The 26,925-nt window shown below is 62.3% G+C and carries 23 protein-coding genes and 1 tRNA gene; 17 read left to right on the top strand and 7 right to left on the bottom strand.

What is annotated here, in order from left to right; all coding sequences use genetic code 11:
• Positions 1-73 precede the first annotated feature (73 nt).
• Positions 74-724 (bottom strand): TetR/AcrR family transcriptional regulator, encoded by a 651-nt coding sequence (locus AC1Q67_RS12980; RefSeq protein ID WP_492235828.1) that lies wholly within the window; start codon positions 722-724, stop codon positions 74-76.
• Positions 725-1,000: 276 nt separating this feature from the next.
• Between AC1Q67_RS12980 and AC1Q67_RS12985 the strand changes: the two genes are divergently transcribed.
• The 6 genes from AC1Q67_RS12985 (at position 1,001) to AC1Q67_RS13010 (ending at position 5,540) form a co-directional block, all read left to right on the top strand.
• On the top strand, positions 1,001-1,891 hold the full coding sequence (locus AC1Q67_RS12985; RefSeq protein WP_492236450.1) for an NAD(P)/FAD-dependent oxidoreductase: 891 nt from the start codon (positions 1,001-1,003) through the stop codon (positions 1,889-1,891).
• Positions 1,892-1,913: 22 nt separating this feature from the next.
• Positions 1,914-2,387, top strand: coding sequence for a methyltransferase family protein (locus AC1Q67_RS12990; protein WP_492235829.1), 474 nt, complete (start codon positions 1,914-1,916; stop codon positions 2,385-2,387).
• A gap of 244 nt (positions 2,388-2,631) precedes the next feature.
• Complete coding sequence (locus AC1Q67_RS12995; protein WP_492235830.1) at positions 2,632-3,834, top strand: multidrug effflux MFS transporter; 1,203 nt, start codon at positions 2,632-2,634, stop codon at positions 3,832-3,834.
• A 139-nt stretch (positions 3,835-3,973) separates the two neighbouring features.
• Positions 3,974-4,207: a hypothetical protein gene (locus AC1Q67_RS13000; protein ID WP_492235831.1), complete on the top strand. Its 234-nt coding sequence runs from the start codon at positions 3,974-3,976 to the stop codon at positions 4,205-4,207.
• Positions 4,208-4,212: 5 nt separating this feature from the next.
• Positions 4,213-4,509, top strand: a complete 297-nt coding sequence (locus tag AC1Q67_RS13005; protein ID WP_492235832.1) for a DUF302 domain-containing protein — start codon at positions 4,213-4,215, stop codon at positions 4,507-4,509.
• Between the two features lie 167 nt (positions 4,510-4,676).
• Positions 4,677-5,540 carry a class I SAM-dependent methyltransferase gene (locus AC1Q67_RS13010; protein ID WP_492236451.1) on the top strand — a complete coding sequence of 288 codons (864 nt, stop codon included), beginning with the start codon at positions 4,677-4,679 and terminating at the stop codon, positions 5,538-5,540.
• Between the two features lie 647 nt (positions 5,541-6,187).
• On the opposite strand, the gene AC1Q67_RS13015 is transcribed toward AC1Q67_RS13010, so the two are convergent.
• Positions 6,188-6,262 (bottom strand) — tRNA-Gln (locus tag AC1Q67_RS13015).
• 496 nt (positions 6,263-6,758) lie between these two features.
• Between AC1Q67_RS13015 and AC1Q67_RS13020 the strand changes: the two genes are divergently transcribed.
• Together AC1Q67_RS13020 and AC1Q67_RS13025 are read left to right on the top strand one after the other, a co-directional pair.
• A complete protein-coding gene (locus AC1Q67_RS13020) occupies positions 6,759-8,543 on the top strand; it encodes an acyl-CoA dehydrogenase family protein (protein ID WP_024576135.1) in 1,785 nt (594 codons plus the stop codon).
• Between the two features lie 136 nt (positions 8,544-8,679).
• Positions 8,680-8,976, top strand: a complete 297-nt coding sequence (locus AC1Q67_RS13025) for a YciI family protein (RefSeq protein ID WP_492235833.1) — start codon at positions 8,680-8,682, stop codon at positions 8,974-8,976.
• Between the two features lie 15 nt (positions 8,977-8,991).
• Here the strand turns inward: AC1Q67_RS13025 and AC1Q67_RS13030 are convergent, their stop codons facing one another.
• A complete protein-coding gene (locus AC1Q67_RS13030) occupies positions 8,992-9,936 on the bottom strand; it encodes a ring-cleaving dioxygenase (protein WP_024576133.1) in 945 nt (314 codons plus the stop codon).
• Positions 9,937-10,085: 149 nt separating this feature from the next.
• Here AC1Q67_RS13030 and AC1Q67_RS13035 point away from each other — a divergent pair, with 149 nt between their 5' ends.
• The 6 genes from AC1Q67_RS13035 to AC1Q67_RS13060 all read left to right on the top strand — a co-directional run bounded on the left by AC1Q67_RS13035 (position 10,086) and on the right by AC1Q67_RS13060 (position 16,727).
• Positions 10,086-10,850 carry a crotonase/enoyl-CoA hydratase family protein gene (locus AC1Q67_RS13035; protein ID WP_492235834.1) on the top strand — a complete coding sequence of 255 codons (765 nt, stop codon included), beginning with the start codon at positions 10,086-10,088 and terminating at the stop codon, positions 10,848-10,850.
• 127 nt (positions 10,851-10,977) lie between these two features.
• The gene (locus AC1Q67_RS13040) at positions 10,978-11,907 is read left to right on the top strand and encodes a histone deacetylase family protein (RefSeq protein ID WP_492235835.1); all 930 of its coding nucleotides are present in this window, start codon (positions 10,978-10,980) and stop codon (positions 11,905-11,907) included.
• Between the two features lie 180 nt (positions 11,908-12,087).
• Positions 12,088-12,339: an exodeoxyribonuclease VII small subunit gene (locus tag AC1Q67_RS13045; protein WP_024576130.1), complete on the top strand. Its 252-nt coding sequence runs from the start codon at positions 12,088-12,090 to the stop codon at positions 12,337-12,339.
• Between the two features lie 256 nt (positions 12,340-12,595).
• On the top strand, positions 12,596-14,530 hold the full coding sequence (dxs, locus tag AC1Q67_RS13050; protein ID WP_492235836.1) for a 1-deoxy-D-xylulose-5-phosphate synthase: 1,935 nt from the start codon (positions 12,596-12,598) through the stop codon (positions 14,528-14,530).
• A gap of 64 nt (positions 14,531-14,594) precedes the next feature.
• The gene (locus AC1Q67_RS13055; protein ID WP_492235837.1) at positions 14,595-15,326 is read left to right on the top strand and encodes a TlyA family RNA methyltransferase; all 732 of its coding nucleotides are present in this window, start codon (positions 14,595-14,597) and stop codon (positions 15,324-15,326) included.
• A gap of 162 nt (positions 15,327-15,488) precedes the next feature.
• Positions 15,489-16,727 (top strand): class I SAM-dependent RNA methyltransferase, encoded by a 1,239-nt coding sequence (locus AC1Q67_RS13060; protein WP_492235838.1) that lies wholly within the window; start codon positions 15,489-15,491, stop codon positions 16,725-16,727.
• Positions 16,728-16,877: 150 nt separating this feature from the next.
• Here AC1Q67_RS13060 and AC1Q67_RS13065 read toward each other — a convergent pair whose 3' ends face one another.
• A complete protein-coding gene (locus AC1Q67_RS13065; RefSeq protein ID WP_492235839.1) occupies positions 16,878-17,711 on the bottom strand; it encodes a DUF1194 domain-containing protein in 834 nt (277 codons plus the stop codon).
• A 336-nt stretch (positions 17,712-18,047) separates the two neighbouring features.
• Between AC1Q67_RS13065 and AC1Q67_RS13070 the strand changes: the two genes are divergently transcribed.
• From AC1Q67_RS13070 to AC1Q67_RS13080, 3 genes are all read left to right on the top strand, one after another.
• Complete coding sequence (locus AC1Q67_RS13070) at positions 18,048-19,730, top strand: methyl-accepting chemotaxis protein (RefSeq protein ID WP_492235840.1); 1,683 nt, start codon at positions 18,048-18,050, stop codon at positions 19,728-19,730.
• A gap of 302 nt (positions 19,731-20,032) precedes the next feature.
• Complete coding sequence (locus AC1Q67_RS13075) at positions 20,033-21,724, top strand: methyl-accepting chemotaxis protein (RefSeq protein ID WP_024576124.1); 1,692 nt, start codon at positions 20,033-20,035, stop codon at positions 21,722-21,724.
• Positions 21,725-21,990: 266 nt separating this feature from the next.
• Positions 21,991-23,673 (top strand): methyl-accepting chemotaxis protein, encoded by a 1,683-nt coding sequence (locus AC1Q67_RS13080; protein WP_492235841.1) that lies wholly within the window; start codon positions 21,991-21,993, stop codon positions 23,671-23,673.
• A 61-nt stretch (positions 23,674-23,734) separates the two neighbouring features.
• Here AC1Q67_RS13080 and AC1Q67_RS13085 read toward each other — a convergent pair whose 3' ends face one another.
• From AC1Q67_RS13085 to AC1Q67_RS13095, 3 genes are all read right to left on the bottom strand, one after another.
• Complete coding sequence (locus AC1Q67_RS13085; protein ID WP_492235842.1) at positions 23,735-24,271, bottom strand: hypothetical protein; 537 nt, start codon at positions 24,269-24,271, stop codon at positions 23,735-23,737.
• A 79-nt stretch (positions 24,272-24,350) separates the two neighbouring features.
• On the bottom strand, positions 24,351-25,586 hold the full coding sequence (locus tag AC1Q67_RS13090) for an adenylate/guanylate cyclase domain-containing protein (RefSeq protein WP_492236452.1): 1,236 nt from the start codon (positions 25,584-25,586) through the stop codon (positions 24,351-24,353).
• 51 nt (positions 25,587-25,637) lie between these two features.
• Entirely contained in the window at positions 25,638-26,804 is a 1,167-nt protein-coding gene (locus tag AC1Q67_RS13095; RefSeq protein ID WP_492235843.1) for a GNAT family N-acetyltransferase, read from the bottom strand.
• Positions 26,805-26,925 lie beyond the last annotated feature (121 nt).

Below are 26,925 nucleotides of genomic sequence, written 5' to 3' on the forward strand. Positions count from 1 at the left end.
TAAGGAATGGATCATGACGATTCGCAATGAAATCGACACATTACGCACTTTCACAAAGCGCCTGGTGCGTAGGCTATCCGCCCGCGTGGTCATTGCCACCGTGCGCGGCGATGAACATGGCTACGGCCGACTGGCAGTAGGATTCGATTTCGTTGTCGTCCTCTGCTCTCTTCTCATCGAAGCGTGCGATCATCAGGAGATCGGATCCTTTGAAAAGCGCGGAAAACAAGCGGGCGGACCGGAGAGGATCTGGTACGTTCAGAAGCGACCTCGCGTGCAACCGACGCAACAGGGCTTCGATTTCGGCGATGACATGGGCGGGGCCGCCTTCGTAATGGAGCTTGCTTAACGAGTTTTGACTTGTCTTGTCGGCCATGACCATGGCTTCGACACTGCGGACGTCCGATCTCAACAGCGTGCGAAGCAGTGATGATCCCACCGCTATGAGCTGGTCTTCGGCCGAACCGTCGACGCCTTCCACAAGGGTCTGTGGTGCAAACAGTTGATGGCAGCCGGCCGCGATGGCCGCGCCAAACAGCGCTTCCTTGCTCTCGAAGTGCCGATAGATGCTGAGCTTGGATATCTTGGCCCGCTGGGCGACCTTGTCCAAGGTCGTCGCTTGAAAACCCAATTCCACAAAGAGTTCGCGCGCGGCGTCGACGATCGTTTGGCCAAGCGCTTCGTTTACGGGTCGGCCACGCCGGGCCTGGCTATTTTCGGTCACGAGAATTCCAGTACTTGACAGTATTATAATTCTTGCATTACGATACCATGAAGTATCTGAAATGTGCAAGCAAATGGGCAGGCAACCTGTCCTCCAAATCAAATTCCCCTTGGCCGCCCGCGATGTCGAATGCGCAGCATTGTCCGGCCGGCCAAAACAGTGATGGGCGACATGCAACGACGAGCCCTGCTGAAGTTGGCCGCGCTTTCCACCATCGGCCTCGCCCGCGCCCAGGCCAACCCGTCTCCCTCGATCCGCAACACGGAGCCCATCACCATGAATGACGTTATCATCGTTGGCGGCAGCTTTGCCGGACTCGCCGGCGCCCTGCAGCTCGGCCGTGCCCGCCGCAAGGTCACCGTTCTCGATACCGGCCTGCCGCGCAACCGCTTCGCTGAACACTCGCATGGTCTGCTCGGCCACGATCACAAGCCACCGTTGGACATTCTGGCCGAGGCGCGGCAGCAACTGGCGCGTTATCCCACGATCAGGCTGGTCAATGCCCGGGCCGACAGCATCTCTGGCAACATCGACAAATTCTCCGTCCTCACTGGCGATGGCGAAAGCTTTGGGGCGCGCCGCTTGATCCTGAGCTATGGCATCGTCGACCAGATGCCTGACGTTCCGGGTTTTGCCGAAGGCTGGGGCGGGTCTATCGTGCCTTGCCCCTATTGCGACGGCTTTGAAGTCGCCGGCCAGCATTGGGGCCTCATCTGGTCCGGCCCCCAGTCGCAAAACCAGGTCAGGCTGTTCCACGATTGGACCGACAGGTTAACGCTCTTCGCCGATGGTCACGACATTCCGCCCGATATCCGGGCCGATATGGCTCGCCGCAACGTACCCGTCGTCGATGGCCGGATCACTAAGATCGCCCATCATGGCCATAACGCCACCGTCAATCTCGAAACCGGCCCCAATGTCGCGGTCGATATCTTGTTCGCGCATCCGCGCAACAAGCCGTCCGCAAGCCTGCATGAAGCACTGGGCCTCGCCACGGTCAATACGCCCAACGGCATCGCCCTCAAGGTCGATGAGCGCCGCGAAACCAGCGTGCCCGGCATCTACGCCGCCGGCGATCTCGCCAACCCCGGAATGCCCTCGGTCACCACGGCATCATGGCAGGGCGCGATGGCGGGTATTTTCGCCCAGCAATCGATGCTGGTTTGAGAGCACAGATTGGAGGATGAGCATGGCCGTCGAACCAGACAGCGCGGGTGTGCGCTTCCCTCCGCCCTTCCTCTATCTGGGAGCGCTGCTGTTGGGGCAGGCGGCGGAGCGGTTCGTCACCCTACGCTCTTTCGGCATCGACTGGCGGTTGCTGGCCGCGACAGGGGCGCTGCTGTTCGTTGCCGGCGCGGCGATGATGCTTGCGGCGGCGGGGCTGTTCCGCCGGCTTGGCACCAACGCTCCACCGTCGCGGCCAACGACCCTCATCGCAACGACCGGTCCCTATCGGTGGACCCGCAATCCCATGTATCTCGCCATGGCGCTTATCTATGCCGGCCTTGCGATCGGCTTCGACGGGCCGATCGCCTTCGCCTTGCTCCCGTTGGTGCTGATCGCGATCCAGACGCAGGTGATCGCCCGCGAGGAGCGCTATCTCGAAGCGAAGTTCGGCGACGACTACCGCCGCTACAAGGCCGAGGTTCGCCGATGGCTCTGACTATTGCGCCTTGCCGTCTGCGTGGCCGTCCGTCAGCCAGCTTTCCCAACAGATCGCCGTCGTTAGCCAGAGCAGCTTTCAGTATCTGGAAAATATCCACCGTCCTGCAGACAGTGCACTCAATCGCTACGCCACCCTCTTCACGGACCGAACGATAGTCACAACGACAGTTAAGTGCACTGTCACCGTAATCCTGTGACTCGTCGCCTTAATCTACCTATCAACCTAACAAGCGAAGGATCCCATGGCTGACCTGATCAACACCGCGCCGCGGGACATTCCCACCTCCAGCGCCCTGCCCATCGCCGTCCTTTCCGTCCTAACCGCGATGGGAACGCTGGCGACCAACATCTTGCTGCCGTCTCTGCCTCACATTGCGATCTCATTGAATGTCACGAGTGCGGCGGTCACGTCCGCCATCACCGTCTTTCTTGCGGTGTTCGGATTGGGCCAGCTCCTGGTCGGACCGCTTTCGGATCGCTACGGAAGACGTTGGCCGGTCCTGATCGGATTTGCCGTGTTCTTCGCGGGCAGCGTCTGGTGCGGTCTGGCAACCGACCTGCCTAATCTCCTTGTCGGCCGCGTTGTTCAGGCAACAGGTGCTTGCGCGACGGCAGTGCTGTCTCGCGCCATCGCCCGCGACATGTTTAGCGGCGCAGCGCTGGCACGCGCGATGGCGCTCATCATGATCGCGATGTCCGCTGCTGCCGGGTTCTCGCCACTGCTTGGCGGCGTACTCGACCAGAGTCTGGGCTGGCGCGCCGAATTCGCGCTGGTCGCGGCCTTTGCCGCCGTCAGCGCGGTTGCCTACGGCATCGTTCTCGGCGAAACCCACAATTCGATCCGCACGCCGCTCAACCCAGTTGCCATCGGCAGGACCTATGCCGGCTTGATTGGCGACCGTCGCTTCGCTATCCCCGCGACCACCTCGAGCCTCATCATAGGTTGCATGTTCTCAATGTTTTCCGCTGCACCGCGCCTATTCATCGAAGCGCTGCACTTCACGCCGATCCAGCTAGGCCTCTTTTTCGTCGGCACCGTCTTCATCGTATCCGCCGGGGGTATGCTTGCAACAAGATTGGCACGACGCTACGGGCTCGATGGCCCAATCCGAGCCGGTTTGTGCGCGACCGCCGCCAGCAACCTTGCGATCCTGCTCATCTCGATAATCAGCCCGACTTTCCTGCCTTTTCTGGGCGCGATGTGCGTTTTGCTTCTCGGCGTGGGTGTTGTCATTCCAATGGCCACTGCGCGGGCGCTTTCTCCATTCGGGGAGAAGGCCGGCGCCGCTTCGGCGCTGCTGGGTTTCTTGCAGATGATGATCGCCGCGATCGGCGTATGGCTTGCTGCCACAGTATCACATGAAGCAATGTTGGCGCTGGGCGTCGTGATGAGCGCGTTTTCCCTGCTGGCTCTTGGCCTGTACGCACGGGGCCCAGGATCCTGATTGGCGCACGACTCCGCGCGCGTTTCTTTTCAGTCGCTCGTCAGCTTTGCGAAGTCCGGCTCACGCCGTCGGGCAAACGCGGCAAGGATTCGCCAGTCGGATCACATGCGCCGATCGGACCGGCAAGGAGAATGCAGCAATGGCAGCAACAACGGAATCCGTCGACGCGCGCAAGGAAGATCGGCTCACGACACAACTGTTCATGGTGGAGCATATCCGCATCGTATCCAGGCGCTCGTTCGGCGATGTGAGAGCAGCGCTCGAATCGCGGGTGCAGGCCCTGGCTCTCGACCGCGTGGTTCCGCTCATGAAAAAAAGGGACATGGCCGGGCACGGGCCGAATGGGAAAGGCAGGCATGGCCTGCGGGCCTGACGATCATGTATACGCTTGAACATGGGGTGGGACTCTCCGTGGAACTAGGCAGTCCTCGGCCGGCGGTCACCTATGGGATCGGCAATTTCCTGGTGGCCAGATCCATAACGAAGCACAACTTGGCTGCGGGCCTCTACGCGCCAATACGCGTGGTCTTGTATGGCGCGGACGACGGTACCGCCATCATCGAATACGACCGCCCCTCTTCGACATTCGCATTGTTCGGAGACGCCCGCATCGACATCGTGGCCAAGCAACTCGACACGACATTCCAAAATATTTTGACGGAGATTGGCAACTGATGGGTCCCTCTACGCCGCTCACGATGAATTCGACGGAGCGTGACGCAAGGGCGACGAACGACGCGGCGCAAGAGGCGGCCAATACCGATGAAATATTACCTGCGCAAATTCCGGTTGCCTCGACCAAAGGATACCTAGTCAAGAACAAATCAGAACAAGGATATGGCATGGCAGAGCGAAATGCGGATCAGGTCGCCAACTGGAATGGCCAAAGCGGGAAGCGCTGGCTGGCCCACCAGGCCCGGCTCGACGCTAGGATGGCAGTCTTCGGCCAGGCGGCGATCAAAGCCGCCGCGCCCGCGACGGGCGAACGCGTGCTGGACGTCGGCTGCGGCGCGGGCGCGTCGAGTCTGGCTCTGGCCGCCTGCGTCGGCGCGGAGGGCCAGGTGCTGGGCTTGGACATATCCGAACCGCTGATCGACCGAGCGCGCGCGCTTGCGCCAAACGAAGCGCCGGTCCTGTTCCGGGTGGCCGATGCCAGCAGCGCCGAGCTGCCCGAAAGCGCGTTTGACCTCCTGTTCTCGCGTTTCGGGGTGATGTTCTTCGACGATCCGACCGGGGCGTTCGCCCATATGCGCCGCGCGCTCAAGCCGAGCGGGCGGGTCGCTTTCGTCTGCTGGCGTAGCGCGGCCGAGAACGATTGGGTGCGGCTTCCAATGGCTGCGATCAAAGGCATCATCCCACCGATGGGGCCGCCCGATCCCGAAGCGCCCGGTCCATTCTCGTTCGGCGACCGGGGGCGGATCGCGCACATCCTGACTGCGGCCGGTTTCACCAATATCGCAATCACGCCCTTCGACGCTTCCCTCCCGTTTGGCGAGGGCGCGACGCGGGACGCGGCGATCGACGACGCAGTCAAGATGACGTTGGATGTTGGTCCGCTGTCGCGCGTGCTCGCTGATCAGCCAGACGACATCCGCGCTCGCGCCTCGGTCGCTGTTCGCGCCGCCTTCGCGGGCCGCCCTGGCGATCAATCGGTGATGATCGACAGCGCGACGTGGATTGTCACCGCGCGCAACTCGGCAAGCTGATAACGATTAACAAGAGGGACGCCCCCGCTCTGTCGTGCGGATAGGCTTCAACATGAGTCTATGCATCTGCCTGCTGGGCTTTGTTAGGAATCACCGCCATCAATACCCGTGAGCTTGTCTTCAAGCTCTCCCTCATCTGGTGCACTTTCAATGCCGGGCTCACACTGAACCGTCCCCTGTGGTCCGATTTTAGCTCGCCGTCGACCTCATCAACGGTTGCGAGATCACGGGCGGAAGAGGGGTACGCGCGAGAGCATGTCCAGCTTGAATTTTATTCCAATAGCCGCCCTCCGTAGTCGGGATGCTCGCCTTGCGGCTTCGGGATGGCGACGTCCGAATTGTAATTCTCGTACCCAGATGTCTTAGCCGTCAGAAGCGCGGCAGCCTCTCGCCCATTCAATCTGACCTACAGCGCTGCTGTTTACAGTCACGGTTGCTGTTCGGTCGGCCACGCAGTGGGGATCGAACCGGTCTCCAAATATGTCTTTCGAAAACGGGAATGTTTCAAAGTATGCGCAGAGATTTCTGCCGACTTGCCCGGAGAAAAAGCAAGTTGACCACACAGAGACAAAACACGGCGTCAGAAAGCCCGCCATTTGCGGGCTTTTCGCGAAATTCTCTCAAGTCTCTGAAATTACTCGACTTTTTGGCTGGGGCGGGAGGATTCGAACCTCCGCATGGGGGAATCAAAATCCCCTGCCTTACCACTTGGCGACGCCCCAATAGCGTTGAACGGTTCGCGGCAAGATCAGGTCTTGCCGTCTCGCGCCGCTCGTTGTCGGAAGGTGGCTGGCCGGTTTCCTGCCGGAAGTCCTGAGCCGCACCGATTCACCGTGGCTGCGGAGGTCTTAGAGCATTTTCCGCCAAAGTGGAAACCCGCTTTTGGGCCGGAAAATGCTGCCAGAAATGGAAAAATCGGGCCGATTCAGGTGTCCGGACCTGCATTCGCTACACGCCGCAGATTTGGAAGCGGGGGTGGCTCAGGGTTGGCACTCTGCATCGGCCGGAAACCGGCCCCGTGGCATACCTGAGATACGCCTGCACCGCAGTTGAGGACCGGCCTTTTTCGTGGGAAGACAAAGGGCGCAAGGCGGCCCCGCACAAGAAACCGCAAGCGAGGAAAGACACCGCCGAACAACGATTTATGAGAGCAAAACTTGCGTGCCTGTCCCGCGCCGGGAAGAGGCACCGAGGCCAGCCGAACAGCGAGAGCATGCCATGACTTACCGTGCGCCGATCAACGACATCCTGCTTTCCCTCAACCACGGTGCCGGCCTTTTGGCCGCCGTGGAGGCGGGACATTATAATGGCTACGATCCGGAGTTCTCCGCTGCGGTGATCGAGGAGGCGGGCAAGTTCGCCACCGACGTGCTCGAGCCGCTCAATCAGACCGGTGATCGCGAGGGCATCAAGCTCACCGACAAGGGCGTCGTTACGGCGACGGGATGGCCCGATGCCTACAAGCGCTGGTGCGAAGGCGGATGGAATGCGGTATCGGGTTCGGAGGAATTCGGCGGACAGGGTCTGCCGCTGGCGGTGCATTCCGCCGTCAACGAAATCTGGAGCGCATCGAATCTTGCTTTCGGTCTTTGCCCGCTGCTGACGCTCAGCGCGATCGACGCGCTTGATGCGCACGGCAGCAAGGAACTGAAAGACATTTATCTCGGCAAACTTATCTCCGGCGAATGGCCCGGCACCATGCAACTCACCGAGCCGCAGGCGGGCACCGACGTCGGCGCACTGCGCACGCGTGCTGAAAAGCAGCCCGACGGGACCTATCGCCTGTTCGGCTCGAAAATCTTCATCACCTACGGCGACCACGACATGAGCGACAACATCGTTCATTTCATTCTGGCGCGCCTGCCCGGCTCGCCTGCCGGATCGAAGGGCATCACGCTGTTCCTGGCGCCGAAATATCTGGTCAATGCCGACGGCTCGCTCGGCGCGCGCAACGACATCTACGCCAGCGGCGTCGAACACAAGCTCGGCATTCATGCTTCGCCGACCTGCACCATGACCATGGGCGACAAGGGCGGAGCGATCGCGTACCTCGTCGGCAAGGAAAACGGCGGCATGGCCGCAATGTTCACCATGATGAATCAGGCGCGCCTTGGCGTCGGCCTGCAGGGCGTCGGCATCGCGGACCGCGCCTATCAGCGCGCGCTGGCCTATGCGCAGGAGCGCAAGCAGGGCAAGGCGCTCGGCAGCCAGAACACCGGCTCCGATCCGATCATCATGTATCCCGACGTCAAGCGTAACCTGATGCTGATGCGCGGCATGACGGCGGCGGCGCGCACCATCTGTTACGCGACTGCGGTCGCCATCGACGTATCGCATCGCGCCACAGATCCGGCGGCAAAGGCGAAGGCCGCAGCACGCGGCGCATTGCTGACGCCGATGGCAAAGGCCTTCTCCACCGACATCGGCAACGAAGTGGCGGCCATCGGCGTGCAGGTACACGGCGGCATGGGCTTCATGGAAGAAACCGGCGCGGCGCAGTACGTCCGTGATGCGCGCATCCTCACCATCTATGAAGGCACCAACGGCGTGCAGGCCAACGACCTGTTGATGCGCAAGCTGCAGATGTCCGGCGGCGAAGCCGTTTGGGAATTGCTGGGTGAACTGAAAGCCATCGTATCGAAGGTGGAAGCCTCGAACGATCCGGCCTTCGGCACCACCGGCGCCAAGCTGCGCGATGCGGTTGACTCGGTTGAGCGCAGCAGCAAGTGGCTGCTCGAGAAGATTGCGACCTCGCCTGCGGAAGCATTGGCCGGCGCGACGCCGTATCTGCGGCTGTTCTCGACCACCCTAGGCGGCTGTTCGCTCGCGAACGAAGCGCTGGCCGCGCGCACCGACGAGACGCATCAGAACGACGTACAACGATACGTCGCATTGGCGCGCTTCTTCGCGGAGAACGTCACGGTGCAGTCTGGCGCTCTCGAACGCACGATCATGGACGCTGCCACGGCGACCACCGGCGCGGACGCCGTGCTGGTCGCGTAAACACCGCAGCCGGCACTATTCAAAGCCGGAGCAAGGCTATTCAGCTTTGCTATGGAACCGCGCGGCCAGAGCACTAAGGTCTCGCCGCGCGGCCTTTCCTTGTGGGAGCGATCGCGCACTCAGCAAGGGCCAGGGCATGAAGTTCGTCAATTACATCACCTACGTGCCGGATGCGGAGAAGGTTGAATCCGTGCGACCGGCGCATCGGGAGTACGCGCACAGGCTTCGCGCGGATGGCAAGATCGTGATCGCCGGACCGTTCGAGGACGGCGCGGGAGCATTGATCGTTTATGAGGCGGAAGACCGCAACGCGGCCGAGGCGCTTGCGGCGAACGATCCTTATGCCAAGGGCGGCGTCTGGATCAAATACGAGATCCATCCGTGGACAATTCTGGGCGGAAACCGTTCGCTTCTGCCGCCGCAAGTGTCCTGACCAAACCCAAGCGCATTAGAGCGGCTTCAATCCCGCTTCGATTTCCCTGCGGCGCGATTCCAGAAACGGCGGCAGCGCCAGTTTCTCCCCGAGTGTTTCCATCGGCTCGTCGGTGGCAAAGCCCGGCCCGTCGGTCGCGATCTCGAACAGGATGCCGTTCGGCTCACGGAAATAAAGACTGCGGAAATAGAAGCGATCGATCTCGCCGCTGGAATGAACGCCGAACTCCGCAAGCCGCGCCGTCCAGGCATGATACTGCTCTTCATCTGGGGTGCGGAATGCGACGTGATGCACACCGCCGGCGCCCTGACGTGCGGCGGGCAAATCCTTCTGTTCAAGCACATGCAGTTCCGCCGCCGGGCCGCCCTCTCCCATCCTGTAAACATTGATGCGATGCTCGCCGTCGGGCGAGGCGTAGTCGCGCACCCGCGTCATGTTCATCACATCCACAAGCACGCGCTCGGTCCGCGTTAGATCCGGCACGTTCAGCACGATCGGGCCGAGGCCACGGATCTGGTGTTCGGCCGGCACCGGACTCTTCTCCCACGGATGCGCTTCGCCCCGGCCGCCGTCGTCGACCAGCACCAACCGCTGGCCTTCGGGGTCCTCGAACGGCAGCGTCAGGCGGCCATCGACCTCGGTCACCTTGCCGACATGGGCGCCGAGCTTGATCAGCCGGTCCTGCCAGAAGGCCAGCGCCTTCTCGCCATTGACCCGCAGACCGGTGCGCGACACGCTGCGGGTGCCGCGATGTTCCCGCGCCGCAGGCCAGTCGAAGAAGGTCAGGTCGGTGCCCGGGTTGGCCTTCCCGTCCGCATAAAACAGATGGTAGGCGCTGACATCGTCCTGGTTGACGGTCTTTTTGACCAGCCGCATGCCCAGCACACCAGTATAAAACGCCAGGTTTCCCTTGGCATTCGCGGAAATCGCTGTCAGGTGATGGATGCCGGTGAGTTGCATGGCAGTGTCCCTTTATACCGGAGGGGCGGAAATCGAATGGCCATTATTCCGTTTCTGGCCAATGATGTAGGATGAACCAACCGACAGCGCCAGCCGCCTCCATGCTGCAGCGCCATCCGCCATTTCAGGGAACGCCCAGGAAAACATCCATGACCGACCACGTAATTGTCACCGATGAAGACAGCGCGCGCATCATCACCATGCGCCGCCCGGACAAGAAGAACGCACTGACGCAAGGCATGTACATTGCGATGGCTGATGCGATCAAATCCGCGCAGAACGATCCGGACATTCGCAGCATCGTGATTTCCGGCGGCTCGGGCGTGTTCACAGCCGGCAATGACCTCGAGGATTTCGCCAAGGCCAACACCGCGAACGACGACAGTTCGCGGCCGATGGCTGCGACCCAGTTTCTCAAGGCGCTCGCCTATAACGAGAAGCCGCTGATCGGCGCGGTCGACGGCATTGCGGTCGGTGTCGGCACCACCATGCTGTTTCACTGCGACTACGTTCTCGCCTCAACCACCGCAACGTTCTCGACGCCGTTCATTCACCTCGGGCTCGTTCCCGAGGCGGCCTCCAGCCTGCTCGCGCCGCGCGTGATGGGGCATCAGCGCGCATTCTCGATGCTGGTAATGGGCCGGACCGTGACGGCGGAGGAAGCCCGCGAAGCGGGTTTCGTCAATGTCATCGTTGCGCCCGGACACACCGAAGTCGAGGCGCGCAAGATCGCGCGCGAAATCGGCTCCCTGCCTAAGGACGCCGTGGCGCTTACCCGCAAGTTGCTGAAGCCGGCGCGGGAAGATGTGCTGCGCAGGATGGACGAGGAATCGCATCATTTCGGCGAGCGCCTGAAATCGGACGAGGCACGGAACGCTTTCAGCGCATTTTTCTCCCGCAAGAAAAAGGCCTGAGCGCTGTTTCCGGCCTTCACCTAATCTCGAAGTCAAGCGCAGATGCCCGGGACAAACCCGGGCATCACGCGTTATTATGGGTCACTTGCGAGGAATTGCTTCGGCGCCAGAAGAAAGACAACAGTCCATGCCGACACTTTATTACCACACCGCCGCCGGCCTGAATCATCAGACCGCTCCCGGCCATCCCGAACGGCCGGATCGTCTGCGCGCGATTGAGCAGGGACTGTCGGCAGAGCCCTTCACATCGCTGGTGCGTGTCGAGGCGCCGGAAGCCGATCTCGACGTGATCGCGCTGTGCCACAGCAACGAGTACATCGACGAGTTGCGCCACATCGCGCCGAAGGACGGCATCGTCTATCTCGACGGCGACACGTCGATGTCGCCGGGCACATGGGAGGCGGCGTTACGCGCCACCGGCGGTGCGGTCGCGGCCGTCGATGCGGTGATGAAGAACAAACGGACCAACGCCTTTGTCGGAACCCGTCCGCCCGGACATCACGCCGAGACCTCGCGGCCGATGGGCTTCTGCTTCTTCGACAGCGCTGCCATCGCCGCGCGCTACGCGCAGCGCAAGTACGGCATCGAGCGCGCCTGCCTGGTCGATTTCGACGTGCATCACGGCAACGGCAGCCAGGAAATTTTCTGGTCAGATCCGAGTGTGATGTATGCCTCGACTCACCAGATGCCCTTGTTTCCCGGCACCGGCAGCACACAGGAGCGCGGGGATCAGGACACCGTGGTCAACGCGCCGCTGCGCGCCGGCAATGGCAGCCGCGAATTCCGCGAAGCTTTTGATCTCGCGATCCTGCCGCGGCTGGAGGCGTTCGCACCCGAGCTGATCGTGATTTCGGCGGGCTTCGATGCGCACTGGCGGGATCCGCTCGGCAGTCTCGAACTGCGCGAGGAGGATTTCGCCTGGGTCACGCGCAAGCTGATGGAGATCGCCGACAAGTCGGCCGAAGGGCGGATCGTCTCCGTGCTCGAAGGGGGCTACGATCTGCAGGGCTTGCGCGATTCGGTGGCCGTGCACGTCGCCGCGCTGATGAACAACTAGCGCGACCCGTCGTCCTCAGGTGCGCGTTCTTGCGCGCTCCGCACCTCAGGATGACGCCAAGCGAAGCACTTCCCTCACCGCTGCAAATCGCGCTACATTGCCGCCATATTGCGCCCGCAAATCGTTCCTAGATTCCGCGGCGCTGTCATCGATCCACGAATCGCAACTCGGAAAACGACCATGGCCGACACTCCCCATGCGGACGTCAAGAAGCTCAGCTTCGAACGCGCGATCGAGGAACTGGAGTCCATCGTCAAGCGTCTCGAGGACGGCAAGGTCCCGCTCGAGGAATCGGTCGCGATCTATGAGCGCGGCGAGAGCCTGAAGCGCCGCTGCGAAGAGCTGCTGCGCCAGGCAGAGGCGCGCGTCGACAAGATCACCACCGATGCGTCGGGACAGGCTGCCGGCACCGAACCGCTCGACGTTCAGTAAATCCGCGCAACAAACGTCGCCGTTTCGCACAAGCTTATTCTGGCTCTCCCCGGCGAAGGCGGGAACCAGCGGAGGCTCGAGTTTCGAGCCTTAACAGCTATTCCCGGCGCCAAATGCCCCGAAAGTGAGGCCTTTCACGCCTGCCTAACGGATTGGCATCGTTTTGGAATTGGTATAAGCCACGGGACCGTTTCGGACCTTTCTGAGCAGCTTTCCATGCCGGGCCGGGCGCCCCCAAATTATTGCGGATATTCAAGTGTCAAATTCGAGCAAGACTCCCCTCCTCGACGCCGCACCGACGCCGGACCTGCTGCGCAAGCTCAAGCCCGAGCAGTTGCGCCAGTTCGCCGATGAGCTGCGGCTGGAGACCATCGACACCGTATCGGTGACAGGCGGCCATTTCGGCGCAGGCCTCGGCGTGGTCGAACTGACCACCGCGCTTCACTACGTCTTCAATACACCGGATGACCGCATCATCTGGGACGTCGGCCATCAGGCCTACCCGCACAAGATTCTCACCGGCCGCCGCGACCGCATCCGCACGCTGCGCATGGGCAACGGCCTGTCAGGGTTCACGAAGCGCGCCGAGAGCGAATACGATCCGTTCGGCGCGGCGCACTCCTCGACCTCGATTTCCGCAGGCCTCGGCATGGCGGTGGCGCGCGATCTTACCGGCGGCAAGAACAATGTCATCGCGGTGATCGGCGACGGCTCGATGTCCGCCGGCATGGCCTATGAAGCGATGAACAATGCCGGCGCGATGCACTCGCGCCTGATCGTAATTCTCAACGACAACGACATGTCGATCGCTCCGCCGGTCGGCGCGATGTCGGCCTATCTCGCGCGGCTGCTGTCCGGAAAGACCTATGCGTCGGCGCGCGAAGCGCTGAAAAATCTCGCGCACAAACTTCCGAAATTCTTCGAGGACCGCGCGCTGCGCGCCGAGGAATATGCGCGCGGCATGGTCACCGGCGGCACGCTGTTCGAAGAACTCGGCTTCTTCTATGTCGGGCCGATCGACGGCCACAACCTCGACCACCTGCTGCCGGTGCTGACCAACGTGCGCGATGCGCCGACCGGACCTATCCTGGTTCATGTTGTCACGCAGAAGGGCAAGGGCTACGCGCCCGCCGAAGCGTCCGACGACAAGTATCACGCCGTCGCCAAGTTCGACGTCGCCACCGGAGCGCAGGCCAAGGCAAAATCCAACGCGCCGTCCTATACGTCGGTGTTCGGCCAAAGCCTGGTCAAGGAAGCGCGCAAGGACGACAAGATCGTCGCCATCACGGCGGCGATGCCGGGCGGTACCGGCGTCGATATCTTCGGCAAGGCGTTCCCCGACCGCACCTTCGATGTCGGCATTGCCGAACAGCATGCCGTGACCTTCGCCGCAGGCCTCGCGACAGAAGGTTTCAAGCCGTTCTGCGCGATCTACTCGACCTTCCTGCAGCGCGGCTACGATCAGGTCGTGCACGACGTGGCGATCCAGCGTCTTCCGGTACGCTTCGCCATCGACCGCGCCGGTCTTGTCGGCCAGGACGGCCCGACCCACGCCGGTTCGTTCGACAACGTCTATCTCGGCTGCCTCCCCGGCTTCGTCATCATGGCGGCTGCGGATGAAGCCGATCTCGTTCACATGGTGGCAACGCAGGTCGCGATCGACGATGCGCCGAGCGCGCTGCGTTATCCGCGCGGCGAAGGCCGCGGGGTCGAGATGCCGGAAGCCGGCGTGCCGCTCCCGATCGGTAAAGGCCGCATCATGCGCCAGGCCGATAAAAATGGATCGAAGGTCGCGCTGCTGTCGTTCGGCGCACGGCTTGGCGAATGTCTCAAGGCCGCCGACGAACTCGATACGCTGGGCCTGTCCACCACCGTCGCCGACGCGCGCTTCATGAAGCCGCTCGATCTCGACATGATCCTGAGGCTCGCGCGCGAGCACGAGGCGCTGATCACCATCGAGGAAGGCTCCATCGGCGGCTTCGGCACCCATGTGCTGCAGGCCTTGGCCGATCACGGCGCTCTCGATCGCGGCCTTCGCGTGCGAACGCTGGTGCTGCCGGACACTTTCATCGATCACGATTCCCCAGCCAAGATGTACGAACAGGCTGGCCTCGATGCCAAGGGCATCGTTGCGAAAGTGTTCGAGGCACTCGGCAAGGACATGAAGGCCGAAACGGTGAAGCTGGCCTGATCGCCGCCGCCGCGCTTCGCGCGCCGACCTCTCCCCCACGGGGAGAGGTGAAAGGATGTGGCACATGACCTCACGCAAGCGCGCAGACCTTCTGCTTGTTGAGCGCGGCCTGTTCGAGAGCCGCGCCCGGGCGCAGGCCGCCATTGAAGCCGGTGGTGTGACCGCAAACGGCAAGCCGGTGCTGAAGCCGTCGGAGACGATTCCGGCGGATGCCGACATCTCGGCCGAGCCCGCGCATCCCTGGGTATCGCGCGGCGGCGTCAAACTCAGCGGCGCGCTGGAGCAATATCCCATCGACATCGAGGATCATGTTTGTATCGATGTCGGCGCGTCGACCGGCGGCTTTACGGAAGTGCTGCTGGCAAATGGCGCCAGCCTCGTCTACGCCATCGATGTCGGACGCGGACAGTTGCATCCGAGCCTGCACGGCAATCCGAAAATCGTCTCGATGGAAGAAACCGACATCCGTTCGCTCGCGGGCAAGCGGCTCGAAATCCGTCCCGATATCGTGGTGATCGATGTCAGCTTCATTTCGTTGAAGCTGGTGCTGCCCGCGGTGCTGCCGATTGCCGCCGCTCCGACGCACCTCCTGGCGCTGATCAAGCCGCAGTTCGAGGCTGAGCGGAAGCATTCCAAGAAGGGCATCATTCGCGACGAGGCCGTGCACAAGGCGGTGTGCGACGACATAGCCGCCTTCGCGGAGTCCCTGGGCTGCACCGATATCAAGGTGTTCCCTTCGTCCATCGCCGGCGGCGACGGCAACACCGAATTCTTCATCGGTGCGCGGCGCGGCTAGTGTCCCGTATCCGACGTTCGCTTCACTCGCAGCGTCTTCTGAGCGAACGTCGGATACGAAAGGACACTAGCAAATCATGATTCTAGTGATCCTTTGGTTCTGACATTCGTAAAGTGCCCGCGAAAGATATAATACGAATGTCAGAACCGGATCACTAGTACGATGACCGAGCGCCTCATCATCGATCATGTCGGCCATTTCGGCGATGGCGTTGCTGTGTCCGGCGGCGAGACGCTCTACGTGCCGTATGCACTGGGCGGCGAGACCGTCGACGTGTTGCCCTCGTCCGGCCACCCGGACCGCCGCGCGCTTGCCCATGTCGTCACGCCAAGCCCGCAGCGCATCGATCCATTCTGCCCGCATTTCGGGACCTGCGGCGGCTGCGCCATCCAGCACTGGCAGGACGATGCTTACCGGAACTGGAAGCGGCAGCTCGTGATCGACACGCTCGCTCACGCGGGTATCGATTGTGAGGTTGATGAACTGATCGATGCCCATGGCACCGGCCGCCGCCGCATGACGCTGCATGCGCGGCAGAGCCAGCAGGACATTCTGCGTGTCGGCTTCGCCGCCGCCGGCCGTCATGAGATCATCGCCATCGATCACTGTCCGATCCTCGATCCGGCCATGCACGGCGCCATCGAAGCAGCCAACGAAATCGCCGAACTGCTGAGGCCGGTGAGCAAGCCGCTCGATATCCAGATCACCGCAGCCGATAACGGCCTCGACGTCGATGTGCGCGGCTCCGGTCCGCTCGGCACGGCGCTGCTGATGTCCCTGTCGAAGCTGGCCGAAAAACACAATCTCGCGCGGCTGACGCGTCATGGTGAACTGGTCATCATGCGCAAGCCACCGGTGGTGCGGGTCGGCAAGGCGCAGGTGACGCTGCCGGCGGGATCATTCATGCAGCCGACGGCATTGGGTGAAGAGACGCTGGCGGAACTGGCGTTCGCGCGGGCCAAAGGTGCCAAGCATATCGCCGATCTGTTTTGCGGGTTTGGTCCGTTCGCGTTTCGCCTCGCGGAAAAATTCAAGGTGTCGGCCTTCGACAGCGACGCGGCTGCGGTGACGGCGCTGCAGAATGCAGTGAAGCTCACGCAGGGTCTGAAGCCCATCAAAGCCGAGACCCGCGACCTGTTCCGGCGTCCGCTGATGCCGCAGGAACTGCGCGACTACGATTGCGTGGTGTTCGATCCGCCGCGCCAGGGCGCGCAGGCACAATCTCAGCAACTCGCCGCAAGCAAGATCGCGCTGGCGGTCGCGGTGTCATGCAATCCGGCGACTTTCGCGCGCGACGCCCGCATTCTGATCGACGCTGGATTCAAGATCGACCGCGTGACGCCCGTCGATCAGTTCCGCCATACGCCGCATGTGGAGCTTGTCGCGCGGTTTAGAAGGTAAAGAGCAGAAGCCCCTCACCCGCTCGCTTTGCTCGCGACCTCTCCCCGTAAAAACGGGGAGAGGTAGAAAAATTTGTTAGCTCCCTCTCCCCGCGCGCGGGGAGAGGGTTGGGGTGTGGGGCTGATTGCCTGTGCGAAACACAGAAAGGACTCACCGACCCCACCGCTCCTGCCAGATCTTCTCGCCGATGGTGCATGACACCCGCGGCTCGCGCGTGGCCGCCGGCACGACCCGCATTTCCGGCACACGGTGTGCGACTTCGAGGATCAGCTTGGTGCGGATCGCTTCCTTGAATTTCTCTTTGGTCTTGATCGGCACCACGAACGATCCGGCGCCGCCGATCACGCAGTCCTCGTAGTACCAGTCGAGATTCTCGATATCCATGGTCGCGTAGTTGGTCTCCTTCGACATGATCGGAAGGCCGTTGATGGTAATGCCTTTGGCCAGCGCGGCATCGCGCGCGATCGTGACGAGTTCGCCGTTATTGTTCGGCCCGTCGCCGGAGATGTCGATCACGCGGCGCAGGCCCTGATACTCGTTGGCCTCGAACAGCGGCATCGCGAAATTGATCGCGCCCGAGATCGAGGTGCGCGAGGCGCGGCGCAGCGGCGCTTTCAGGATTTCCTCGGCCAGCGCGCCCGCCGATTCAGGGCCATCGATCACCCGCCACGGCACGATGATCTTCTGGTCGGTTGAGGCGGCCCATTCGAAATACGTCACCGCGACCTTGCCGGTCGGGCCGGTCTTGAGCGCCTGCAAGAACTCCTTGGAGGTGACGGCGAGCGCATAGCCTTCGCGCTGCAGCGCCAGTTCGTCCATGTCCATGGAATAGGAGACATCGACCGCGAGGACCAGTTCGACGTCGACCTTGGCCTCAGCGGCGGCCGGCGCAGGCGCGGTGGCCGGTGCAGCCAGCCCGGGAATATCGCCGCCGGCGACCACGCCCGCGACAAGCACCGCTCCGATCGAGACACACCAGCGCATTGGCGGACCTCCCGTCGTTCACGTCAGGATGGTGACACGGCGCGCCGAGCCCGGGAAGCAGGAACCGGAGCCGCACCCTTTCCTGTACACAGCAACCAGATTCGGGCCCTTTTTCGGGCCGGTTGCCTGCACGGCAGGCATTTACCAACATTTCACGGAATTTCTTTACGATTTGGATCGCGGCTGACCCTTCATTGATGACGGTCTCCGACTGGAAATTGCCAACACCACCCACGCCCATTCAGGCGTCGAAATCATTTCGGCGGCCAAGCCACTGCGTTTGGTTTCGCCCCGCGTTTCTTGAAAGGGGTCAGAAAGACCTCAAAGGACTGTTTCATGCTCTCCAGGCTCTCCATTCGCACCAAACTCGTCGCTCTCGTCGCCCTCCTGCTGATTGCCCTCTCCGCCATGGGCGCCTTCGCCGTGGTGGAAATGCGCGCCATCAATGCCGCGGCGCAGGACATCAAGACAAGCTGGCTGCCCAGCGTCCGCCTGATCGGTGAATTGCGCACCCAGTCGGCGCGCTACCGGGCGGTGCTGCGCGACTATCTGACGGAGCCGGACGACAAGTTCATGGCCGACATCCAGCGCAATCTCGATGCCCGGGCCAGGGATTACGACACCGCGAACAAGGCCTATGAGCCGCTGATCTCCTCCCCTGAAGAAGCCGCTCTCTATAAGGAGTTGGCGGCAACCTGGAAAATCTTCCGCGAGGCCGCCGACGAAGTCATCGTCCATGCCCGCAAGCGCGAGGTCGCGCAGGCGCGCGCCGTCAACGCTCAGCGTGCGACGCCGGCGGGACGAAGCATGGATGCGGTGCTGGCCAAGCTTGTCGAGTTGAACGACAAGGGCGCCGCCGCCGCCGGACAGCATGCCGAAAACACCTATGAACTCGCATTCCGCATCGTTCTGGCCGCGCTGGCTGCCATGGTTCTGGCCGGGCTCTGCGCCGCGGTCCTGATCGTGCGCGATGTCGCCCGCGGCATCGGTTCGGTCCTGACTCCGATGCGGGCGCTGGCCACCGGCGATCTCGCCGCCAACGTCCCCCATCAGGGCGAAAACACCGAGGTCGGCCAGATCGCCGACGCCGTGCAGGTGTTCAAGGACGCCATGATCGCCAAGAAGACCGCCGACGAAGTTGCCGCAGCCGAAGCCAGCGCCAAGATGCGCCGCGCCGAAACGCTGGACCGGGCCACCAGCAGCTTCGAGGGCATGATCGGCGAACTGATCGGCTCGCTGTCATCGGCCTCCACCGAAATGGAAGCCACCGCCAGCACCCTGACCAACGCCGCCGATGTCACCCGGCAGCTGTCGAACTCCGCCGCGAACACCTCACGCGAGGTCTCCGAAAGCATCCAGTCGACCGCCAGCGCCACCGAGGAAATCACCTCCTCGGTCAACGAAATCGGACGTCAGGTGCTGGAATCGAGCCGGGTCGCCCAGCTCGCTGTCCAGCAGGCCGAGAAGACCGATTCCTGCATCAGCGAACTATCGCAGGCCGCCGCCCGCATCGGCGACGTGGTCAAGCTGATCACTGCCATCGCCGAACAGACCAACCTGCTCGCGCTCAATGCCACCATCGAGGCCGCCCGCGCCGGCGAAGCCGGCCGCGGCTTTGCCGTGGTCGCTTCCGAGGTCAAGGCGCTCGCCTCTCAGACCGCCAAGGCCACCGACGAGATCACCACCCAGATTTCCGGCATGCAGGCGGCCACCGGCGCCTCCGTCACGACCATCAAGGAGATCAGCAGCACCATCAACCTGATCTCCGAAATCTCATCGACAATCGCCGCCGCGGTTGAAGAACAGGGCGCCGCCACTCAGGAAATCGCCCGCAATGTTCAGCAGGCGGCCGAACTGAGCGCGCGCGTCGCGGCCAATATCACCGATGTCGACCGTGGCAACAGTGAAACCGGCGCCGCATCAGCCCAGGTCTTCACGGCGGCGCAGTCGCTTTCAAAGGAAAGCACGCACCTTCAGACCGAGGTGCATAACTTCCTTGCGACGATCCGCGCCGCCTGACGAGATTCGCCCAGCGAACATTTTAAAACCGGCGGCGCCAAAGCTCCGCCGGTTTTTTCTTGTCTGCAACTGCGCGAAGCGACACATGCATCCAATGCAGCAGGTATCGGCATAAACGCCGTACATGAAATGCACTTTTCTGAGTCGGCCGCTGAATACCTTTACGAACATTTCACTTCACATAGTGAAATTGGAAACCACGAATCCGAAACGCTGGAAGGCGGATCGGGCTTCCCGATTTCTCATCGTCCTCGTCGCTACCCAGCCCATCAGCCACCGGTCAGAAAGACTCAAGGTCCGCCATGCTCTCCAGGCTTTCCATTCGCTCCAAGATCACTGCCGTTCTCGTCATCCTGCTGGTCGCGATGGCCGGCATGGGCCTCTTCGCCATCCGCCAGATGCAGGCCATCAACGCCAATGCCGTCGACATCCAGACCAACTGGATGCCCAGCGTGCGGGTCCTGGGCGATCTGCGCGCCGGTGTGATCACCTATCGCAACGTGATCCGCGAACACATGCTGTCGGAATTGATCGAGGAAAAGCTGGCGCAGGAAAAAACGCTGGAAACGGTTGTCGAAGCCAACATGAAGGCCCGGCAGGCTTATGAAAAGATGATTACGTCGCCGGAAGAACGCGCGCTGTACAACGAATGGGTCGAGACGTGGGAGAGCTACAAGAAGGGCACCCAGGAAGTCATGGCACTGTCGCGCAAGGCCGCGGGCTCCTATCCGCGCGAGGCGCATGATCTGAACACGATGACCGTCAACCTCATCGGCATCAAATCCGACAACATCCTGAAGAAAGACATCGACCTCAATAACAAGGGCGCCGATCTTGCCGGACAGGAGGCAACAAACAGCTACAACACTGCATTCATGCTAGTGGCGATCATGCTCGGCGCGGCTGTCCTGATCGGCTGTGTTGTCGGCTTCTATCTGGTGCGCGACGTGTCGCGCGGCATCACGTCGATCGTGACCCCGATGAAGGCACTCGGCGAAGGCGACCTCACCGCCGTCGTGCCGCATCAGGGCGAGAAGACCGAAATCGGCACCATGGCCGACACCCTCCAGGTGTTCAAGGAAGCCCTGATCGCCAAGAAGGCGGCGGACGAAGCTGCCGCTGCCGATGCCGACGCCAAGATCGCCCGCGGCCAGCGCGTCGATGCCATCACCCGCGACTTCGAAAAGCTGATCGGCGAGCTGGTCGGCTCGCTGTCCTCCTCCTCCACCGAACTGGAAGCCGCCGCCAACACCCTGACCTCCACCGCGGAAGTCACCGGCAAGACCTCGGGCGAAGCCGCCGCGGCCTCGCAGGAAGTCTCCAGCAACGTGCAGTCGGTCGCGGTCGCGACCGAAGAGATCACTTCATCTGTCGGCGAGATCGGCCGTCAGGTGCAGGAATCCAGCCGCGTCGCCAATGAGGCCGTGCGTCAGGCCCAGAAGACCGACACCAGCATCACCGAACTGTCGCAGGCCGCTGCCCGCATCGGCGACGTGGTGAAGCTGATCACGGCCGTCGCCGAACAGACCAATCTGCTCGCGCTCAACGCCACCATCGAGGCCGCCCGCGCCGGCGACGCTGGCCGCGGCTTCGCAGTGGTTGCCTCCGAAGTAAAGGCTCTGGCCGCGCAAACCGCCAAGGCCACCGACGAGATCAGCGCGCAGGTCGCGGGCATGCAGACCGCGACCCAGGAATCGGTCGCGACCATCAAGGAAATCGGCAAGACCATCACGCTGATTTCGGAAATCTCCTCGACCATCGCCGCGGCGGTGGAGGAACAGGGTGCGGCGACGCAGGAAATCGCCCGCAATGTGCAGCAGGCCGCCGCACTCAGCGGCGAAGTCGCCACCAGCATCACTGATGTCAGCCGCGGCGCCGGAGAAACCGGGGCTGCCTCGGGTCAGGTCCTCTCCGCCGCGCAGATGCTGTCAACCGACAGCAACCGCCTCAAGATCGAAGTCGAGAAATTCCTCACCAACGTCCGCGCGGCATAAGCGCGGATCAACATCACCATCGGCAAAAAGGGCGGCTGAGCATCAGCCGCCCTTTTTGTTTCAGCGCGTGCCGCGTCAGAGCGACGCGGCGGATGTCCCATTTACTAACATTTCACTGGAATCCCTGATGATTCCGCCCGCGAACGCGGCGTCAGAACGGCGCTGCGTTCGACTGGAAATTGCCACCCGCCCTCTCGCCCGATCCTCGTCCTGATCTGGCTCCTTCGGCATCCGGTTAGAAAAATCGATAACCAGGGATCACGACGATGCTGTCCAAGCTCTCCATCCGCGCCAAACTGATCGGAATCGTATCATTCTTTCTGCTGACTCTGGCCGCGACGAATCTTTTCGGCATGTTTCAGATGCGGTCGATCAATGCCTCGGCGCAACAGATTCAGACCGTCTGGCTTCCCAGCGTTCGCTGGCTCGGAGACATGCAGACGCAGGCCGCACGCTACCGCGCCATTCTCCGTGACCATTTCCTGACCTTCGACGACAACGCCAAGGCCAAGATCGACAAGAATCTCGCAGCCCGCCTGCAGGCCTACGATCAGGCGAACCAGACATATCAGGCCCTGATCTCCTCGCCCGAGGAACGCGCCGTCTATGGCGAACTGGTCAAGGTCTGGAAGGAGTATCTCGCCGCCGCCAATGAGGTTCTGGAGACGTCCCGCAAAGGCGAAAGCTCCATGGCGCAAGATTTGAATTTCGAGAAGGCATCCCCGATTGGCATCAAGGTGGACGAGACGCTGACGAAGCTGGTCGAAATGAACAGCAAGGGCGCCGCCATCGAGGGCCAGCGCGCAAACGACAGCTATTCCACCGCCGTCCAGCTCGGACTCGTGATCCTCGGCCTTGCACTGGTGGCCGGCCTCGCCTTCAGCTTCTATCTCGTCCGTGGTGTCACAACGGGTATCGCTTCGATCGTGACGCCGATGAAGGCGCTCGGCGAAGGCGATCTCACCGCCGTCGTGCCGCATCAGGGCGAGAAGACCGAAATCGGCACCATGGCCGACACCCTCCAGGTGTTCAAGGATGCCCTGATCGCCAAGAAGGCCGCCGATGAAGCCGCGGCCCGCGACGCCGACGCCAAAATCCAGCGCGGCCAGCGTGTCGATGCCATCACCCGCGACTTCGAAAAGCTGATCGGCGAACTGGTCGGCTCACTGTCGTCGTCGTCGACCGAACTGGAAGCCGCCGCCAATACGCTGACCACGACGGCCGACTCCACCGGCAAGATCTCGGACTCGGCGGCCAGCGCCTCGCAGGAAGTGTCCAGCAACGTGCAATCGGTCGCGGTCGCCACCGAGGAAATCACCTCGTCGGTCGCCGAGATCGGCCGGCAGGTGCAGGAATCCAGCCGCATTGCCGCCGACGCCGTGCGTCAGGCGCAGAAGACCGACGCCAGCATCACCGAACTGTCGCAGGCCGCTGCCCGCATCGGCGACGTGGTGAAGCTGATCACGGCGGTCGCCGAACAGACCAACCTGCTGGCGCTCAACGCCACCATCGAGGCCGCCCGCGCCGGCGACGCCGGCCGCGGCTTCGCGGTGGTCGCCTCCGAAGTAAAGGCCCTCGCCGCCCAGACCGCAAAAGCCACCGACGAGATCAGCGCCCAGATCGCCAGCATGCAGTCTGCGACACGGGAGTCCGTTGCCACGATCAAGGAGATCGGCTCGACCATCAACCTGATCTCGGAAATCTCCTCAAGCATCGCAGCCGCGGTCGAGGAACAGGGCGCGGCGACGCAGGAGATCGCCCGCAATGTGCAGTACGCCGCCCAGCGCAGCGGCGAGGTCGCCGGGAGCATCACCGAGGTCAGCCGCGGCGCCGGTGAAACAGGAGCCGCCTCCGGTCAGGTGCTGTCGTCGGCGCAGGTTCTGTCCAGTGACAGCAGCCGCCTCAAGATCGAAGTAGAGAAGTTCCTGACGACCGTCCGCGCGGCGTAGGCTCGTCCGCATCACGTTCCAAAACGGCGGCTGACCTCAGCCGCCGTTTTCATTTGCGGCATCAGCCGCAGACATAGACCCGGCGCCAGCGCCAGCCATACGGTGTCGGTACTTGCGTCAGCTCGTAACAACCCTCGTCATACGGATAACCGGCGTAATAATCGTCGTAATAGTAGTTGTTGTAGTAGTACGGCACGCCGAACCCGACCGCGAACGGCACGAAATGCCGGAAGCGATGATGACGGCCAAACCCGCCATGGCGGAAGCCGGCATTGGCGAAGCGGGCACCTCCGCCCGGCATCGCGGCAAACCGGGGAACTCCCGGTGCAGCGGCGAACCGCGGTCCGCCGAATCCGCCGCCATGCATGGCGGCGAAACTGCCGCCCCTGAATCCGCCGCCTGAGAAAGCAGCTCCGCGAAAACCACCACCGCCTGAGAAAGCCGCGCCGCGGAAACCACCGCCGCCGCCAAATCCGCCGCCGCCGTGGAAGCCGCCGCCTCCGCCGCCATGACCACCACCGCGCGCGACGGCATCAAGCGGCGCGAACGCAGCAATCGCCGCAAGGGCGGCAACACCGATCATGAATTTTCTGAACATGGCTCACTCCTACCCGAGCGTGCCCCTGACTCATAACGCTCGGGCGAGAAGGTTATTTCCGTGAGCGACGATAAAATTTCTACGGAGACGGGACGCGGTCCGCGCCGACCGACGATGCGGGCGAGCCGTTCATCAATGCGGCATCGTCCGGCAGGCCGTAGACGCGCTCGGGCGCGGCAAAGCCCGCCACCGAGAACAGGCCGAGATCGGTCCAGTTCGCATCGACATGGCTGGCGAATGCGGTGGAGGCCAGCACGGTGCGGTTGAGGCGGCTGGTCATCTTCTCGATGCGCGCGGCGAGATTCACCGCAGGCCCGATGCAGGTGAAATCGAGCCGGTCACCGCCGCCGATATTGCCGTACAGCACCTTGCCGATATGCAGCGCCAGACCGAACCGGAAATTGCGCAGCGTTTCGGACTCGTAGGCGTAGGTCATCGCCGCCACGCTGGCGCTGCACTCCCGCGCCGCTTCGAGCACGCGCTTGCAAACCGTTTCCGTGTCCGCCTCCTTGCCGGTGATGGGAAACACCGCGAGCAGGCCATCGCCCATGAACTTCAGAACTTCACCGCCGTGGTTCAGGATCGCGGGCACCTGACAGTCGAAGTAAGTGTTGAGAACATCGACCACCGCTTCGGACGACAGCCGGTCCGACAGCGGCGTGAAGCCGCGCAGATCCGACAGCCAGATCGCGGCATGCATGGTCTCGGTATGGCCGCGGCGGATTTGTCCCGCAAGAATCCGCGCGCCGGCCCGTGCGCCGACATAATTGTTCAGCAATCCCGCCGCGGTCCGCCGCAGCAGCCAGACTTCGATCATGCGGGTCAAGGATGGCATCATCAGGCGCAGCTCGGCGAGTTGAGCCTCTGTGAAGCCATCTGGATGCTGCGTGATCCAGCTCACCGCATGGATTGTCCCATCGGACATCAGAAGCGGAAGTGCGATGTAGTCGGTCGCGCCCTCGCCGCGGATCTCGGCGAAAAACGGCACATTGCCAGCACCGTCATCCAGCAGCCGCTTGCGCACGTCCTGCCCCTGTTCGAATACGATGGCCAGAGGACTTGAGAGAAAATAATCCGCCTCCTGCTCGCCGTGAGCCATGGCGCCCATGGCAACACCTTCGCCCTTGCGCCAGACGAAGTTGCGGCCGAGCATGTTGGGATGAAGCGTGCGGACGAAGACACCGACGCGCCAGAGCGGCATTCCGCACTCAACCAGCCGTTCGCAGGTCTGGGTCACGAACTGATCGACCCGTGTCGCCGACCGCGCCCCGTTGATCAACCAGTCGATGACGCTCTGAACGCTGTTGGCCTGCATAAGGGTGGTTTTGCGACGGCGAGCGGGTCCGGTCAAGCTCGTCAGCCACGCTCACCACATCTCCCGATAATTCGGGAACTTCTTCAGCGTCGCGTCGTAGCGCACCGGCGACAGCCACGGCAGCACGCGCTTCAGCACCTGGTTTGCAACCGGCGAAACATGCTGGACATACAGATCGACCGGATCGAGCTGGTGCCGCAGGTGAAGTTTCGGGTCGTAGTTCAGGCCGCTGCTGCGAAACCATTTGTAGCCGCCCGCAATGGCCCAGTTGATCGTGTCACGAACCACGCAGAAATAGAGATGCAGATTGAGCGCCACGGAATAATCGAAGCCGACATACTCCGAGAAGAAATGTTCGCCCTGAACCATGCAGATGTTGAAGGCCACCAGCGTATTGCCGCGGTGCCATGTGAAGACACGGACCTTGTCCTTCATCCGTGTGCCGAGATCGCGGAAATAGTCCTCCGTCAGCTTCTCGAAGCGGAATTTGGATCGCTCATAGACCTGAAGATAAAGCGGATAGATTTCTTTGGCCAGATTTTCAGTACCGTCGGTTACGGTCATGCGGATATCTTCGCCGGCTGATGCCTGAAGATTCCGGCGCACATTCTTCCGCGCCTTGCCGCTGAGCGCTTTCTCGATGAAACGATCGAAGTTCTCATACTCGATATTCAGTTTTGTCATCGGCATGCTCGGAGCGCGGCCAAAGCCGCGCCGCACGAAGCATTCAAACGTCTCGCGATATCTGGCGGGAAATTCCTTGAGCACAATGAGCTGCGCGCCGAGGGTTTTCGCCAGCTTGCGGATATGCTGCGAAAGCACGTCCGCAACCGTTGCAGCGGACAGGCCCTCACCGTCAGCGAGATGCCCCTCGCCTGCGGAACAGCCGACCATGAGTGTTCGCATCTTGAGGAAGCGCGGGTAGCGGCGCCGGATGGTTGAGATCAGCCGCCACTCCGACCCGACGCCTTCAAGAACGTCCTGATCGAGCAGAAAGAACGGCTGTATCGCCCGGATGCGCCCGGATGCATCGCGGATGGCAAAATACCTGTAGTCGAAGCCCTCGCGCAGGGTGTCTTCGATGATCTCGTAATAGCGATAATCCTTGCGCTCATCGGCGAATGCCGAACGCCAGACCGTGCTGGACTCAAGTTCAGCACGGTCAATCACCGTCACCGAAAACGACTCACGCACCGCATCGGACACATCCGTCGCCATAGGCGCCCGCCAGAATATCGATTCACGTCACAATGAAATCCGGGCCCGCAAAAAACGCGCGCCCGCGCCCGCTCAAAAAGCTGACGCTTCAAAGGTATCATGCTCCGGATTGGCCGGAAAT

The organism is Afipia sp. GW823-FHT06G09, assembly GCF_058794875.1.

Bases quoted from the DNA above. Each gene is read 5' to 3' on its own strand.
- AC1Q67_RS13060 (WP_492235838.1), top strand. From the start codon at position 15,489: ATGACCGAGCGCCTCATCATCGATCATGTCGGCCATTTCGGCGATGGC.
- AC1Q67_RS12990 (WP_492235829.1), top strand. From the start codon at position 1,914: ATGGCCGTCGAACCAGACAGCGCGGGTGTGCGCTTCCCTCCGCCCTTC.
- AC1Q67_RS13020 (WP_024576135.1), top strand. From the start codon at position 6,759: ATGACTTACCGTGCGCCGATCAACGACATCCTGCTTTCCCTCAACCAC.
- AC1Q67_RS13030 (WP_024576133.1), bottom strand. From the start codon at position 9,936: ATGCAACTCACCGGCATCCATCACCTGACAGCGATTTCCGCGAATGCC.
- AC1Q67_RS13055 (WP_492235837.1), top strand. From the start codon at position 14,595: ATGACCTCACGCAAGCGCGCAGACCTTCTGCTTGTTGAGCGCGGCCTG.
- AC1Q67_RS13090 (WP_492236452.1), bottom strand. From the start codon at position 25,586: ATGCAGGCCAACAGCGTTCAGAGCGTCATCGACTGGTTGATCAACGGG.
- AC1Q67_RS13005 (WP_492235832.1), top strand. From the start codon at position 4,213: ATGTATACGCTTGAACATGGGGTGGGACTCTCCGTGGAACTAGGCAGT.
- AC1Q67_RS13065 (WP_492235839.1), bottom strand. From the start codon at position 17,711: ATGCGCTGGTGTGTCTCGATCGGAGCGGTGCTTGTCGCGGGCGTGGTC.
- AC1Q67_RS12995 (WP_492235830.1), top strand. From the start codon at position 2,632: ATGGCTGACCTGATCAACACCGCGCCGCGGGACATTCCCACCTCCAGC.
- AC1Q67_RS13000 (WP_492235831.1), top strand. From the start codon at position 3,974: ATGGCAGCAACAACGGAATCCGTCGACGCGCGCAAGGAAGATCGGCTC.
- AC1Q67_RS13095 (WP_492235843.1), bottom strand. From the start codon at position 26,804: ATGGCGACGGATGTGTCCGATGCGGTGCGTGAGTCGTTTTCGGTGACG.
- AC1Q67_RS13035 (WP_492235834.1), top strand. From the start codon at position 10,086: ATGACCGACCACGTAATTGTCACCGATGAAGACAGCGCGCGCATCATC.
- AC1Q67_RS13025 (WP_492235833.1), top strand. From the start codon at position 8,680: ATGAAGTTCGTCAATTACATCACCTACGTGCCGGATGCGGAGAAGGTT.
- AC1Q67_RS13085 (WP_492235842.1), bottom strand. From the start codon at position 24,271: ATGTTCAGAAAATTCATGATCGGTGTTGCCGCCCTTGCGGCGATTGCT.
- AC1Q67_RS13040 (WP_492235835.1), top strand. From the start codon at position 10,978: ATGCCGACACTTTATTACCACACCGCCGCCGGCCTGAATCATCAGACC.
- AC1Q67_RS13070 (WP_492235840.1), top strand. From the start codon at position 18,048: ATGCTCTCCAGGCTCTCCATTCGCACCAAACTCGTCGCTCTCGTCGCC.
- AC1Q67_RS12985 (WP_492236450.1), top strand. From the start codon at position 1,001: ATGAATGACGTTATCATCGTTGGCGGCAGCTTTGCCGGACTCGCCGGC.
- AC1Q67_RS13080 (WP_492235841.1), top strand. From the start codon at position 21,991: ATGCTGTCCAAGCTCTCCATCCGCGCCAAACTGATCGGAATCGTATCA.
- AC1Q67_RS13045 (WP_024576130.1), top strand. From the start codon at position 12,088: ATGGCCGACACTCCCCATGCGGACGTCAAGAAGCTCAGCTTCGAACGC.
- AC1Q67_RS13075 (WP_024576124.1), top strand. From the start codon at position 20,033: ATGCTCTCCAGGCTTTCCATTCGCTCCAAGATCACTGCCGTTCTCGTC.
- AC1Q67_RS13010 (WP_492236451.1), top strand. From the start codon at position 4,677: ATGGCAGAGCGAAATGCGGATCAGGTCGCCAACTGGAATGGCCAAAGC.